Source organism: Allobosea thiooxidans, assembly GCF_900168195.1.
Taxonomy (GTDB): domain Bacteria; phylum Pseudomonadota; class Alphaproteobacteria; order Rhizobiales; family Beijerinckiaceae; genus Allobosea; species Allobosea thiooxidans.
The window spans coordinates 222,571-235,400 of record NZ_FUYX01000008.1; the positions used below are offsets into that span (position 1 = coordinate 222,571).

Here is a 12,830-nt window from a genome sequence, read left to right on the forward strand (position 1 = left end):
GATCGGATTGTCGCGATGAACGCCTCTTCGTCTCGTGTCGATGCGCAGTCCGGCGCCCGTCTCTCGTCGGGCCTGAGCATGCGCCAGAAGCAGGTCCTCTGGGCCTGGTCCTTCCTGGCGGTGCCGGTGCTGTTCTATGCGGTGGTGCGCTTCTATCCGACGCTGGAAGCGTTCTGGATCGCCACCACCAACTGGAACCTCTTGACCAAGCCCTCCTTCATCGGGCTCGCCAATTTCAAGCGGCTGATGGCCGACCCCGTGTTCTGGCAGGTCTTCCGCAACACCGCGCTCTACCTGCTCCTGGGCACGCCGATCAGCCTGCTGCTCGCCTTCACCATCGCCTATCATCTCGACCGCGTGCGCTTCCTGCACGGCTTCATCCGGGCCCTGTACTTCCTGCCCTTCCTGACGACCGCAGCGGCGATGGCCTGGGTCTGGCGCTGGTTCTACCAGCCGGTGCCGATCGGCCTGTTCAACAACCTTCTCGCCGGGCTCGGCATCGCCCAGCAGCCCTTCCTGCGCTCGACGACGCAATCGCTGCCCGCCGTTCTGGCGCCCGCGATCTGGGCGGGGCTCGGCTTCCAGGTGGTGATCTTCATGGCCGGCCTGCGCGCCATCCCGACGACCTATTACGAGGCCGCCCGCATCGACGGCGTCTCGAACGGAACGATCCTGCGGCGGATCACCCTGCCGCTGCTCAAGCCGACGATCGTCTTCCTCGTCGTCTTCTCCTCGATCGGCTTCCTGCGGATCTTCGACCAGGTCTACAACATGACCAGCCAGACGAGCAGCGATCCAGGCGGGCCGCTGAACGCGACCAAGCCGCTCGTGCTGATGATCTACCAGACGGCCTTCTCCTCCTTCGACATGGGCTATGCCGCGGCCCAGACCGTCGTGCTCTTCCTCGTGCTGCTGGCCGTCTCGCTGCTGCAGCTCAGGCTGCTGAGGGACCGCTGATGAGCGCCGCCGCATCCCCGCTCGCCCTGCGTTTCGAGCCCGGCCGCATCATCGCCTGGCTGCTGCTCTTCGGCGGCGGCCTGCTGATGGTGACGCCGCTCGCCTTCATGTTCGCGACCTCGCTGAAGGATTCCTCCGAGATCTACGATCTCGCCTTCTTTCCGGCCCATCCGACGTTCGACAATTACCTCACCGTGCTGTCGGACGGCCGCTTCCTGCGCTGGTTCCTGAATTCCTTCGGCATCGCGACGGTGGTGACGCTGTCCAACGTCTTCTTCGACAGCCTCGTCGGCTACACCCTGGCGAAGTTCCAGTTCCGCGGCCGCTACCTCGTCTTCATCGCGATCCTCTCGACGCTGATGATCCCGACCGAGATGCTGGTCATCCCCTGGTACGTCATGGCCAAGAACTTCGGCTGGCTCGACAGCTACTGGGGCATCATGTTCCCGGGCATGATGACGGCCTTCGGCACCTTCCTGATGAAGCAGTTCTTCGAGACCGTGCCGAACGACTTCCTCGAAGCCGCCCGCATCGACGGCCTCAACGAGTTCGCGATCTTCTGGCGCATCGCCCTGCCGCTGGTTACGCCGGCGCTCTCGGCGCTCGCGATCTTCACCTTCCTCAGCAACTGGACGGCCTTCATCTGGCCGCTGATCGTGACCACGAGCAAGGAACTCTACACGCTGCCGGTCGGCCTCACGAGCTTCGCGGTGGAATCGCAGGTCCAGTGGGAGCTGATCATGACCGGTGCCGCGCTCGCGACCCTGCCGACGCTCACCGTCTTCCTGCTGCTCCAGCGCTACATCGTGCGCGGCGTCGTGCTCGCCGGGCTCAAGGGCTGATCCAGATGACCACGCATGACGATCCGAGGGCGCGCGACGCGTCCGTCTTTCCCGATCCGGTCTACAAGGAGACCGTGCTGCGGCCGCTCTTCGACGGCGCGAAGACGCATCACGTCGCGGGCTTCCGTGCGATCGACCGCGCCCATCTGGTCATGCTGGCCGAGACCGGAATCCTGCCGCGCGCCACTGCGGGCCGGATCGCCCGCGCCCTGGCCGAGATCGACGCCGAGATCGACCCGGCCGGGTTGAGCTATGACGGCACGGTCGAGGATTTCTTCTTCCTGATCGAGGCGGAGCTGAAGAAGCGCCTGCCAGCCGACGACACTGGCCGCCTCCACACCGGCCGCTCGCGCAACGATATCGACCACACGCTGTTCAAGCTGGCCCTGAAGCCGAAGTTCGACCGGCTCGCGGCCAAGCTGCGCGCGCTGATCACGGCTGCGCTTGGTCTGGCCGAGCGCGAGAAGGCGACGCTGATCGTCGCCTACACCCATGGCCAGCCGGCGCAGCCGACCACTTTCGGCCATTACCTCTCGGCTGCCATCGAAGTGATGCTGCGCGACCATGAGCGGCTGGTGCAGGCGCGCGCCCTGCTCGATCTCTCGCCGATGGGCGCGGCCGCGATCACCACCTCGGGCTTCCCGCTCGACCGCGCCCGCGTCGCGCATCTGCTCGGTTTCGCCGCGCCCTTGCAGAACTCCTATGGCTGCATCGCCGCAATCGATTATGCCACCGCGACCTATTCGGCGGTCGAGCTCGTCTTCCTGCATCTCGGCCGGCTGATCCAGGATTTGCAGGTCTGGACTGCTTTCGAGGTCGGCCAGCTCTACGTCCCCAACGCCTTCGTGCAGATCTCCTCGATCATGCCGCAGAAGCGCAATCCGGTGCCGATCGAACATCTGCGGCACCTGGCGTCGCAGACGATGGCGCGAGCCCGGATAATGCGCGACATCGTCCACAACACGCCCTTCACCGACATGAACGACGCCGAAGGCGAGACCAACGAGGCCGGCTACCAGGCCTTCGCCACGGGCGAGCGCGTGCTCGACCTCCTCGCAGCCTTGCTGCCGGCGCTTCAGGTCGATGGCCGGCGCGTCGCCGAGAACATTCGCCGCTCCTGCATCACCATCACCGAGCTCGCCGACACGCTGGTACGCACTGAGGGCCTTTCGTTCCGCACGGCCCATGAGATCGCAGCCGATGTCGCCCGCGCCGTGGTTGCGGCCGATGGCGACCTGCCGCGCGATGGCTATGCCCCGTTCCGCAGCGCCTTCCGCCAGCATGCCGGCCGCGAGCCGCAGTTGAACGAGGCTGCTTTTGCAGAAGCCGTCTCGCCCGAGCATTTCGTCGCGGTGCGCGAGCGCTTCGGCGGGCCGGGGCCGCAGGCGCTGACCAGCGCCATCGCCGGATATCGCGGCGCCCTCGCTGCGGCCGAGCTGGCCGCGACCGCGACCGCCGCCCGCGAAGCTTCGGCTCACCACGAACTCGACGCCGCCTTCGCGGATCTGATGGGAGCGGCCTGATGGCGGCGATAGAGCTTCAGGGCCTGGTCAAGCGCTACGGCAAGACGCAGGTCGTCCACGGCATCGACCTCACGATCGAGGACGGCGAGTTCGTCGTCTTCGTCGGCCCCTCCGGCTGCGGCAAGTCCACCACGCTGCGCATGATCGCGGGGCTGGAGGAGATCGACGGCGGCACGATCTCGATCGGCGGCCGGGCGGTCAACCGGCTCGAGCCGAAGGAGCGGAACATCGCCATGGTGTTCCAGAACTATGCGATCTACCCGCATATGAGCGTCGCCGAGAATATCGGCTTCGGGCTCTACACCGCCAAGCTCGACAAGGCCGAGAAGCGCCGCCGCGTCGAGGAGACCGGGCGCATCCTCGGGCTGGAGGCGCTGCTGGAGCGCAAGCCCTCGGCCCTGTCGGGCGGCCAGCGCCAGCGCGTCGCCATCGGGCGCGCCATGGTGCGCGACCCTGCCGCCTTCCTCTTCGACGAGCCGCTCTCCAATCTCGACGCGCAGCTGCGCGCGCAGATGCGGCTCGAGATCAAGCGGCTGCACCAGCGGCTCGGTCGCACCATCGTCTTCGTCACCCATGACCAGGTCGAGGCGATGACGCTGGCCGACCGCATCGTGGTGATGCGCGATGGCCGCATCCTCCAGGTCGGAGCGCCGATGGAGCTCTACGAGAAGCCGGCCGATGTCTTCACCGCCCGCTTCATCGGCTCGCCCACGATGAACATCCTTCCGGCACGGGCGACAACGGCGGCCGGCGCCACGACTCTCGCCCTCGGAGAGCAGCCGCTCGCCCTGCCGACCGCAATGGGCACCGTCCCGGCCGATCTCCTGGTCGGCGTGAGACCGCAGCAGCTGCGCGTGCTGGCGAACGGCGAGGCTTCCGACCTCGTCCTGAGCGGAAAGGCGGCGGTCATCGAGCCATTGGGTTCCGAGACCTTCGTGCATGTCGAGCATGGCGGCGGACTCATCCTCGCCTCGGCCCCCGCCAAGGCGCCGCCGGCCGTGGGCGAGATCGTGCGTCTCGGCGCGCCCGCCTCGGCGCTCACCCTGTTCGATGCCGCGAGCGAGCGGGCGCTATGAGCGCCGAACGCCATCTCGTCCTGAGCATCGGCCGGCTCTATTGCGACATCGTCTTCCGCGGCTTCGACGCATTGCCGCAGCTGGGTGAGGAGCGTTTCGCGCGCGAGGTCGCGGTCGTGCCGGGGGGCGGCGGCTTCATCACGGCGGCGCATCTGGCCTCGCTCGGCGCGCCTGCGGCCCTGCTGTCGCGCATCGGCGTCGACCCGCTCTCGAATGCGATCGCGCCGGCGCTGGCGGAGAGCGGCGTCGACCTGCGCTGGCTCGAGCGCGCGCCGGAAGCCGGCCCGCAGCCGACCGTGGTGATGGTGCAGGGCGGCGAGCGCGCCTTCCTCTCCCGCCGGGCCGGCACGGCGCGCCCCGCTACCCTGGGCGCGGCGCTGGCCGATCCCGCGGTGCGCCATCTCCACATCGCCGAATTCGCGACGCTCGCCGAGATCCCGGAGCTGATCTCCGCGGCCAAGCGCGCCGGCCTCACCGTCTCGCTCGATCCGAGCTGGGACGATGCCTGGATCCGCGACCCCGATCTCGTCCAGCGCGCGAACGGCACCGATTTCTTCCTGCCCAACGCCGCGGAAGCTCGCGCCATCACCGATTGCGACGACCTCGACCAGGCCGGTGCCAGGCTCGCGCGTCATTTCCCCGTCGTCGTCATCAAGGATGGCGAACAGGGGGCGCGGCTCTACCAGCGCGAGACGAGCCTCAGGCTGCCGGCGCCGCAGGGAGGGCCGGTTCTCGACACCACCGGGGCGGGCGATGCCTTCAATGCCGGCTTCGTCGCCGCCTGGCTCGCAGGCCGGCCAGCGGCATCTGCGCTCGCCGAGGGCATTGCCTGTGGTACCCTTTCAGTCCAAGGCGTCGGCGGCGCCGGCATGAGGCTGTCGCGCGAGCGCGTCGCCGGAATCAGCGAAGCCTTGCTCGCGAAGCATGATCGCGTCGATGCCTGAAGCGCTCCTGACCCGCGAGGCCGCCGAAGCGGCCGATATCGCCGCCGGCCAGTTCGCCGCGAACGCGGAGATCATGGCCGCGCTGGCCGAGCGCCTGCGCCGCAAGCCGCCGGCTTTCGTGGCGACCTGCGCGCGCGGCTCGTCCGACCATGCCGCGACCTATGGCAAATATCTCATCGAACGCACGCTCGGGCTTCCCGTCGCCTCGCTCGGGCCGAGCCTCGCTTCGGTCTATGATGGGCGCCTCGATCTCTCCGGCGCGCTCTTCATCGCCGTCTCGCAGTCAGGCCGCAGTCCCGACGCCCTGCGGCTGACGGAAGCGGCCAGGCGTGGCGGCGCGCTCGTGGTGGGTTTCGTCAACGACGAGGCGTCCCCGCTCGCCGGCCTCGTGGACGTGCTGGTGCCGCTCCATGCCGGCCCGGAGCACAGCGTCGCCGCCACCAAGAGCTTCCTCGCCACCTGCGTCGCCTTCCTGCATCTCGTCTCCGTCTGGAGCGAGGATCCGGCGCTCCTGTCGACGCTGGAGCACGCGCCGCGCCTCCTGACCGAGGCCGGCGCCTGCGACTGGTCGACCCCGCTTTCCGCCTTGCGGCAGGCATCGAGCCTCTACGTCATCAGCCGCGGGCTTGGACTGGGTATCGCTCAGGAAATGGCGCTGAAATTCAAGGAGACCTGTCGCATCCATGCCGAGGCCTTCAGCGCCGCCGAAGTGCTGCATGGGCCGATGGCGCTGGCAGGCCCCGGTTTTCCGGTGCTGGTTCTGGACCCGGCGGATGAGGGGAGCGACAGCACCCGTTCGGTCGCAGCCGCCTTCGCCGGACATGGCGCCACCGTCGCCTATGCCGGGGACGGTGCGGCAGCCGCCACCACATTGCCGATGCCACCCGATGTCCCGGCTGCGCTGACGCCGCTCGTGCAGGTGCGCGCCTTCTATGGCGGCGTCGCCGCGCTCGCGGCGGCGCGCGGGCTGGACCCCGACAGACCGCCTCATCTGCGGAAGGTCACGCAGACGCGGTGAGAGGGGCGGCGGGCGGCCGCCGCGCCTTTGCGCTCACGACTGCCGGCTTGTCTCGAGAGGCCGGCCTCGCCAGCTCGCTGCGCCGGGGCCTGGTTCCGGTTACCGGTTCAATCGGCAACCCCGAAGGCGTTGCGAACGGCATAGAGCTCCGCCATGAAATCTGAAACCAGGCCAGAGTTCACGCCGTCCGGCGGCCTGAGCAGGAGCGCCCTGAAATGGACGGCCGGCTCGAAGGGCCGAACGGCGATGCCCTGAATCATCTTGTCGGCGATGATGAACGGATTGACGAGACCGATGCCGAGGCCTTGTGCCGCCAGGATAGCGATGGTCACGCCATAGGGCGTTTCCACCAGGATGCGGGGCTGGACGCCGTGCTCCGCGAAGATCCTGTCCATGGCGAGCCGCACCGTGTCCTCCGGTGCCAGCGCCAGGAAGCCCTGATCGTCCAGGTCAGCGGGCGTGATCACGGCCCGGCTCGCCAGCGGATGGCCCAGCGGCATGACACAGACGGCACGCGGCGTGGTGAAGACGCTGTACAGGACACCGTTGGTGTCGATCTCGTCCGCTGCCAGGCCGATGTCGAAGCTGCCGGATGCCACCAGGTCGCGAACGACATTGGAGGTGCGCACCTGATAGCTGATCCGCACCTGCGGGTGCTTGCGCGAGAATGCCGTGATGGCCCGCGGGACCAGGCCGTGCCCGAGCGCAGAGAGGCTGGCGACACGGATGGTCCCGGCGCCGACCTCCTTGATCTGGGCGGCCCGCAGCTTGAGGCGGTCGAGGCCGACCAGATTGGCCTTCACCTCGGCGTGGAAGAGCAGGGCTTCCCGGGTCGGCACCAGCCGGCCCCGGATCCGGTCGAAAAGGCTGAAGCCGAGCTCGGCTTCGAGCTTGGCGAGCGAGCGGCTGATCGCCGGCTGGGACGTGTCGAGCAAAGCCGCCGCGGCCCCGGCTCCGCCGCTGGTCATGATCGCGTGGAAGACGTCGATGTCGCGCAGGTTCATGGGCAAGCCATATCAAAATCGGATCGAGTCTATCGATGCGGTCATAGATGGCAATGTACAGGCTCGGCTAGCGTCTGCCCATGACGACATCCGACGACACCTCGCATATTCACCCGCCCGAGCGTTCGCGGCAGCCGTTCCAGGCGGTCGCGATGCCGGTGGAGCGCGCTTCGACCATCGTCTTCGACGATCTCGAGGCGTTCGAGACCCGGGCGGAGCGCGTCTATGACGGCTTCAGCTACGGGCTTTACGGGACGCCGACGAGCCGGCTTCTCGAGGACCATATCGCCCGGCTCGAAGGGGCGGCGAGGGCGCTCGTCGTGCCGTCCGGCATGGCGGCGATGACGCTGGCGACGATGGCGGTGTGCCGGAGCGGCGACCGCATCCTGATGCCCGAGACGCTGTATGGCCCGGCGCGGGACATGATCCTGCGCTTCCTCGGGCCGCTCGGCATCGCCGCACAATCCTACGACCCGCGGCTCGATGCCGGAATCGCGGGGCTTCTCGACGAGCGCACGCGGCTGGTCTGGGTGGAATCGCCAGGCTCGGGGACTTTCGAGGTCCAGGACGTGCCGGCGATCGTCGCGGCTGCCCACCAGGCGGGCGCGCTGGTCGCCGCCGACAACACCTGGGCCTCGCACCTCCTGTTCAAGCCGCTGGCCCACGGCGTCGACATCAGCATGCAGGCCCTGTCGAAGCATGCAGGCGGGCATGGCGACCTGCTGATGGGCTCGCTCGCCGTGCGGGACGAAGGCCTGTTCCGGCGCCTGAAGGATACGGCGCGCTTCCTCGGCTACGGCGTCTCGCCGGAAGATTGCGCGCTGTGCGAGCGCGGCCTGATGACCATGCCGGTCCGGATGCGCCATGCCGCCGCGACGGCGGTCGAGATCGTGAGCTGGCTATCGAGGCGGCCCGAGGTCACCCGGATCCTGCACCCGGCCATGCCGGACCATCCCGGGCATGCGGTGTGGAAGCGGGATTTCGCGGGCGCGGCCGCGGTGTTCTCGATCGTGCTGCGGCCCGAGCTCGCGCCCTTGCAGAACGAGGTTCTGAGGCGGATGCGCCTCTTCAAGCTCGGCGCGAGCTGGGGCGGTGTTCATTCGCTGATCGCGGTCAACGACCCGCGGAAAGGTCGGACCAGCCTCGACTGGCTGCCATCGGGGCCGGTCTGGCGGTTGTCGATCGGCCTGGAAGCGCTCGAGGACCTGATCGGCGATCTCGAGCAGGCCTTCGCCCCCTTCGCGGAATTCGCGACGGCGTCGAAGGCGGTGGGCCGCAGGGCGGCTGAATAACCATAGCAAACTCAAAACGGGGAACGGAGACAGCCATGACAAGATTGAAAGTGTTGCTCGGCGCGGCGCTTGCCGCCGCCGGCCTGACGGCAGGCGCCGGCGAGGCCGGCGCGCAGAGCGTCGTGAACAAGATCAAGCAGCGCGGCTATGTCAGCTGCGGTGCGAGCCAGGGCGTGCCCGGCCTCTCGCGGCCTGACGAGAACGGCTATTATCGCGGCTTCGATTCCGATATCTGCCGGACCTTCGCGGCGGCCATCCTCGGCGACAAGGACAAGATCCGCTTCGTGCCGCTCAATGCCGGCCAGCGCTTCCCGGCGCTGCAGACCGGCGAGATCGACGTGCTGTCGCGGACCTCGACCATCACCCTCTCGCGCGACACGGTGGTCCGCTTCGTCTGGATCACGCTCTACGACACCGACGGCCTGCTCGTGCGCAAGGCCGACAGGATCACCGACCCCAAGCAGCTCGCCGGAAAGACGGTCTGCCTCCAGGGCGGCGGCAGCCTGACGGAGAAGGCGATCGAGGAGACCGAGGAAGAGCACGGGATCACGATGAAGAAGGTCTATTTCGACTCGACGATCCAGGCGCGCGATGCCTTCTTCGGCGGCCGTTGCGACACCTATGTGACCGATGGCACGGCCGCCGCCGGCCAGCGCGCCTCGGTGGCCAAGAACCCGGACGACTACGACATCATCAAGGTGGGCCATGCGGCCGAGCCGAACGGCGTCGCGGTCGCGCGCGGGGACGACCAGCTCTTCGACATCACGCGCTGGACGATCAATGCCCTGCTCTGGGCCGAGCTCCACGGCATCACCGCCAAGAACATCGACGAGAAGCTGAAATCCGGATCGAGCGAGATCAAGCGGGTGCTCGGCCAGGAGGCGGGCTTCGGCAAGGCGCTCGGGCTCGACGACAAATGGGTCTACAACGTCGTCAAGCAGATGGGGAACTACGCCGAGATCTGGGACGGCAATCTCGGCAAGGCCAGCCCCCTCAAGGTCGATCGCGGCATGAACGCGCTCTGGAAGGATGGCGGCCTGAACTACCCCTATCCCTGGGACTAGCCTCTGCCGGGGGAGCGCGACGAACGCTCCCCCGTTCGATGACCAAGCCGGATAAGGGGAGAGCGGCATGCTCAGCGATGCCAGGGCGAGATCGATCGTCATTCAATGCCTGTTGGTGGCGGCCGTCATTGGCGCCGCGACACTGCTCGTCACCACGACCTTCACGAACCTGCAGATGCGCGGCATCCCGATCGGGTTCGACTTCCTGACGACGCCGTCCCGGATCGTGATCTCCGAGGCGATCCTCTCCTACAAGTCGCGCGACCCGTATTACTGGGCGATCGTCGTCGGGCTGGCGAACACGGTCTTCATCTCCGCGCTGGTCATCGTCTTCTCGTCGGTGCTCGGCCTGATCGTCGGCGTGACCCGGCTGAGCAGCAATCCGCTCGCTGCCGGCACCTGCCGGGTCTGGGTCGAGATCGCCCGCAACTCGCCGCCGATCGTCCTGCTGATCTTCCTCTATTCGCTCTGGTGGAAGGTCCTCCCGCCGGTCGGCGAGGCGCTCAATCCGATACCCGGCGTCTTCGCCTCGATGCGCGGCGTCATGGTGCCGAGCGTGCATGTCGACATGGAAACGGCGGGAGTCGTCCTGATCGCCCTTGCCGGGCTGCTCGTGCTCGTCGCCCGGATGGCCGGGGTCCTGCGCCGCTTCCGGTCCCCCCTGAGCTGGGCCGCTGCCGCAATGCTGCTGCTCGGCCTCTGGGTCGCCGATGCCGGCTTCTCGACCGACTGGCCGGTCTTCGCGGGTTCGAATTTCCAGGGCGGGCTGGAGCTGACACCGGAGCTCAGCACGATCCTGATCGGCCTGACGCTCTACACCACCGGCTTCATCGCCGAAATCGTGCGAGGCGGCGTCCTGTCGGTGGGGCCGGGGCAATGGGATGCCGGCCGCTCGGTCGGCCTGTCCCGGACCCAGATCCTGCGGCTGATCGTGATCCCGCAAATGCTGCGGGTGATCGTGCCGCCGCTCAACAGCCAGTACATCAACGTCGTCAAGAATTCGACGCTGGCGATCGCTGTCGGCTACCCGGATTTCCTTGCGGTGATGAATACCATCATCAGCAAGTCCAGCCATTCGATCGAAGGCGTCTTCATCATCCTGGGCGTCTACCTCGCCCTGAACCTGACCCTGTCGAGCGCGGCCAATTGGTACAACCGCCGCATCGCCATCGTGGAACGCTGACCCCGTGAAGACGATTTCGCTCCCTCTCTCCGAGGCGCCCGTGCCGGCGCAGGCCTGGTCCGCACCGCTCCTGGCCTCGCTGCGCCGGACTGTCGGGCTGCTGTTCGGCTCGCCGCTGAATGCCGGCCTGACGCTGGCTTTCGGCGCGATGCTCGCCGTCACCGTGCCGCCGATGCTGCGCTGGCTGGTGCTCGACGCCGTCCTCTTCAATCCGGATCCAGCCGCCTGCCGCGCCGCGTCCGGTGCCTGCTGGAGCTTCATCTACGCCAAGTCGGGCCAGCTGCTGTTCGGCATCTACCCGGTCGCGGAGCGCTGGCGGCCGGCCCTCGTCTGCCTCATGATCCTGGCCTTGCTCGGATGGTCGGTCCGGCCGGCGAGCTGGACGCCGCGTCTGCTCGGGCTCTGGATCGGGGCGCTCGCGCTGATCGCCTGGCTGATGGGCGGCGGGCTCGGCCTCGAAGAGGTGCCGACCTCCGCCTGGGGCGGCCTGCCGGTGACGCTGATCCTCACCGTCGTCGCGATCGGCATCGCCTTCCCGGTCGGGATCCTGCTCGCGCTGGGCCGCCGCTCGACGATGCCGGCCGTGCGGATCGCCGCGGTTATCGCGATCGAGTCGGTTCGCGGCCTGCCGCTGCTCTCGATCCTCTTCGTCGCCTCGATCATGCTGCCTCTGTTCCTGCCGGAGGCGCTGCTGCCCGACAAGTTCGTGCGCGCCCTCGTCGCCCTGACCATCTTTGCTGCGGCCTATCTCGCAGAAGTCATCCGCGGCGGGCTGCAGGCGATCCCGAAGGGGCAGTACGAGGCGGCTGCGGCACTCGGCCTGCCGTTCTGGCGCACGCAATATCTCGTCATCCTGCCGCAGGCGATCAGGGTGGTGATCCCGGCTTTGGCCAACACGATCATCGTGATGATCAAGAACACCAGCCTCGTGCTCGTGGTCGGGCTGTTCGACCTGATCAGCTCCGGCAAGGCGGCGCTGGCCGATCCGGCCTGGCCGTCGCCGGCGGCCGAAACCTTTCTCTTCATCGGCGCGATCTTCTTCGCCCTGTCCTTCTCATTCGCCCGCTTTGCTGATTTTCTGGAGCGGCGCGGCCCCGCTGCTCGCTAGGAGAGGTCTCCATGACCATGGCAATGGCAGAAACGAAGATGATGGACACGCGGCCCGCGGCGCTGAAGCCGACCTCGCTGAACACGGCGACGGCGGTCGAGATGACGGGCGTCAACAAGTGGTATGGCGAGTTCCACGTGCTGCGCGACATCAACCTGAAGGTCAGCCGGGGCGAGAAGCTGGTGATCTGCGGTCCGTCTGGCTCGGGCAAGTCGACGATGATCCGCTGCATCAACCGTCTGGAGGAGCACCAGAAGGGCCAGATCGTCGTCGACGGGACGGAGCTGACGAACGACTTGAAGAAGATCGACGAGATCCGCCGCGACGTCGGCATGGTGTTCCAGCACTTCAACCTGTTCCCGCATCTGACGATCCTGGAGAACCTGACGCTGGCGCCGATCTGGGTGAAGAAGATGCCCAAGAAGGACGCCGAGGAGATCGCGATGCACTATCTCAAGCGCGTCAAGATCCCGGAGCAGGCGGCGAAGTATCCGGGCCAGCTTTCGGGCGGGCAGCAGCAGCGCGTGGCGATCGCGCGTTCGCTGTGCATGAGCCCGAAGATCATGCTGTTCGACGAGCCGACCTCGGCGCTCGACCCGGAGATGGTGAAGGAGGTGCTCGACACCATGGTGTCGCTGGCGGAGGAGGGCATGACCATGCTCTGCGTCACCCATGAGATGGGCTTCGCCCGCCAGGTCGCCGACCGGGTGATCTTCATGGACGCCGGCCAGATCGTCGAGATGAACACCCCGGACGAGTTCTTCAGGAACCCGCAGCACGAGCGCACCAAGCTCTTCCTCAGCCAGATCCTGCACTGAC

Annotated in this window: 12 protein-coding genes; 11 read left to right on the forward strand and 1 reads right to left on the reverse strand. The window is 67.6% G+C overall.

Annotation, left to right across the window (positions count from 1 at the left end; genetic code table 11):
• Positions 1-15: 15 nt before the first annotated feature.
• The 6 genes from B5Y19_RS16025 to B5Y19_RS16050 are packed head-to-tail and all read left to right on the forward strand — an operon-like array spanning position 16 to position 6,360.
• Entirely contained in the window at positions 16-957 is a 942-nt protein-coding gene (locus B5Y19_RS16025; RefSeq protein WP_055727810.1) for a carbohydrate ABC transporter permease, read from the forward strand.
• Complete coding sequence (locus B5Y19_RS16030) at positions 957-1,799, forward strand: carbohydrate ABC transporter permease (RefSeq protein ID WP_055727811.1); 843 nt, start codon at positions 957-959, stop codon at positions 1,797-1,799. The genes B5Y19_RS16025 and B5Y19_RS16030 overlap by 1 nt, the downstream gene beginning before the upstream one ends.
• 5 nt (positions 1,800-1,804) lie before the next feature.
• Positions 1,805-3,322: an argininosuccinate lyase gene (gene argH, locus B5Y19_RS16035; protein WP_055727812.1), complete on the forward strand. Its 1,518-nt coding sequence runs from the start codon at positions 1,805-1,807 to the stop codon at positions 3,320-3,322.
• Positions 3,322-4,398: an ABC transporter ATP-binding protein gene (locus B5Y19_RS16040; protein WP_055727813.1), complete on the forward strand. Its 1,077-nt coding sequence runs from the start codon at positions 3,322-3,324 to the stop codon at positions 4,396-4,398. The genes argH and B5Y19_RS16040 overlap by 1 nt, the downstream gene beginning before the upstream one ends.
• Positions 4,395-5,342 (forward strand): carbohydrate kinase family protein, encoded by a 948-nt coding sequence (locus tag B5Y19_RS16045; RefSeq protein ID WP_055727814.1) that lies wholly within the window; start codon positions 4,395-4,397, stop codon positions 5,340-5,342. Before B5Y19_RS16040 ends, B5Y19_RS16045 begins: the two co-directional genes overlap by 4 nt.
• On the forward strand, positions 5,335-6,360 hold the full coding sequence (locus B5Y19_RS16050) for an SIS domain-containing protein (protein WP_244555612.1): 1,026 nt from the start codon (positions 5,335-5,337) through the stop codon (positions 6,358-6,360). Before B5Y19_RS16045 ends, B5Y19_RS16050 begins: the two co-directional genes overlap by 8 nt.
• A gap of 107 nt (positions 6,361-6,467) precedes the next feature.
• Here B5Y19_RS16050 and B5Y19_RS16055 read toward each other — a convergent pair whose 3' ends face one another.
• Positions 6,468-7,364 (reverse strand): LysR substrate-binding domain-containing protein, encoded by an 897-nt coding sequence (locus tag B5Y19_RS16055; protein WP_055727816.1) that lies wholly within the window; start codon positions 7,362-7,364, stop codon positions 6,468-6,470.
• A gap of 80 nt (positions 7,365-7,444) precedes the next feature.
• Here B5Y19_RS16055 and B5Y19_RS16060 point away from each other — a divergent pair, with 80 nt between their 5' ends.
• The 5 genes from B5Y19_RS16060 (at position 7,445) to B5Y19_RS16080 (ending at position 12,829) form a co-directional block, all read left to right on the forward strand.
• Complete coding sequence (locus B5Y19_RS16060) at positions 7,445-8,656, forward strand: trans-sulfuration enzyme family protein (RefSeq protein ID WP_055727817.1); 1,212 nt, start codon at positions 7,445-7,447, stop codon at positions 8,654-8,656.
• Positions 8,657-8,691: 35 nt separating this feature from the next.
• The gene (locus tag B5Y19_RS16065; RefSeq protein ID WP_055727818.1) at positions 8,692-9,720 is read left to right on the forward strand and encodes a transporter substrate-binding domain-containing protein; all 1,029 of its coding nucleotides are present in this window, start codon (positions 8,692-8,694) and stop codon (positions 9,718-9,720) included.
• Between the two features lie 67 nt (positions 9,721-9,787).
• On the forward strand, positions 9,788-10,903 hold the full coding sequence (locus tag B5Y19_RS16070) for an amino acid ABC transporter permease (RefSeq protein ID WP_055727819.1): 1,116 nt from the start codon (positions 9,788-9,790) through the stop codon (positions 10,901-10,903).
• 4 nt (positions 10,904-10,907) lie between these two features.
• Complete coding sequence (locus B5Y19_RS16075) at positions 10,908-12,011, forward strand: amino acid ABC transporter permease (RefSeq protein WP_055727820.1); 1,104 nt, start codon at positions 10,908-10,910, stop codon at positions 12,009-12,011.
• Between the two features lie 41 nt (positions 12,012-12,052).
• Positions 12,053-12,829: an amino acid ABC transporter ATP-binding protein gene (locus tag B5Y19_RS16080; protein WP_079591317.1), complete on the forward strand. Its 777-nt coding sequence runs from the start codon at positions 12,053-12,055 to the stop codon at positions 12,827-12,829.
• The last annotated feature ends 1 nt before the right edge of the window (position 12,830 follow it).

Coding starts and splice junctions, on each gene's coding strand:
- B5Y19_RS16065 (WP_055727818.1), top strand. CDS start 8,692: ATGACAAGATTGAAAGTGTTGCTCGGCGCGGCGCTTGCCGCCGCCGGC.
- B5Y19_RS16050 (WP_244555612.1), top strand. CDS start 5,335: ATGCCTGAAGCGCTCCTGACCCGCGAGGCCGCCGAAGCGGCCGATATC.
- B5Y19_RS16060 (WP_055727817.1), top strand. CDS start 7,445: ATGACGACATCCGACGACACCTCGCATATTCACCCGCCCGAGCGTTCG.
- B5Y19_RS16045 (WP_055727814.1), top strand. CDS start 4,395: ATGAGCGCCGAACGCCATCTCGTCCTGAGCATCGGCCGGCTCTATTGC.
- B5Y19_RS16030 (WP_055727811.1), top strand. CDS start 957: ATGAGCGCCGCCGCATCCCCGCTCGCCCTGCGTTTCGAGCCCGGCCGC.
- B5Y19_RS16025 (WP_055727810.1), top strand. CDS start 16: ATGAACGCCTCTTCGTCTCGTGTCGATGCGCAGTCCGGCGCCCGTCTC.
- B5Y19_RS16040 (WP_055727813.1), top strand. CDS start 3,322: ATGGCGGCGATAGAGCTTCAGGGCCTGGTCAAGCGCTACGGCAAGACG.
- argH (WP_055727812.1), top strand. CDS start 1,805: ATGACCACGCATGACGATCCGAGGGCGCGCGACGCGTCCGTCTTTCCC.
- B5Y19_RS16070 (WP_055727819.1), top strand. CDS start 9,788: ATGCTCAGCGATGCCAGGGCGAGATCGATCGTCATTCAATGCCTGTTG.
- B5Y19_RS16055 (WP_055727816.1), bottom strand. CDS start 7,364: ATGAACCTGCGCGACATCGACGTCTTCCACGCGATCATGACCAGCGGC.
- B5Y19_RS16080 (WP_079591317.1), top strand. CDS start 12,053: ATGGACACGCGGCCCGCGGCGCTGAAGCCGACCTCGCTGAACACGGCG.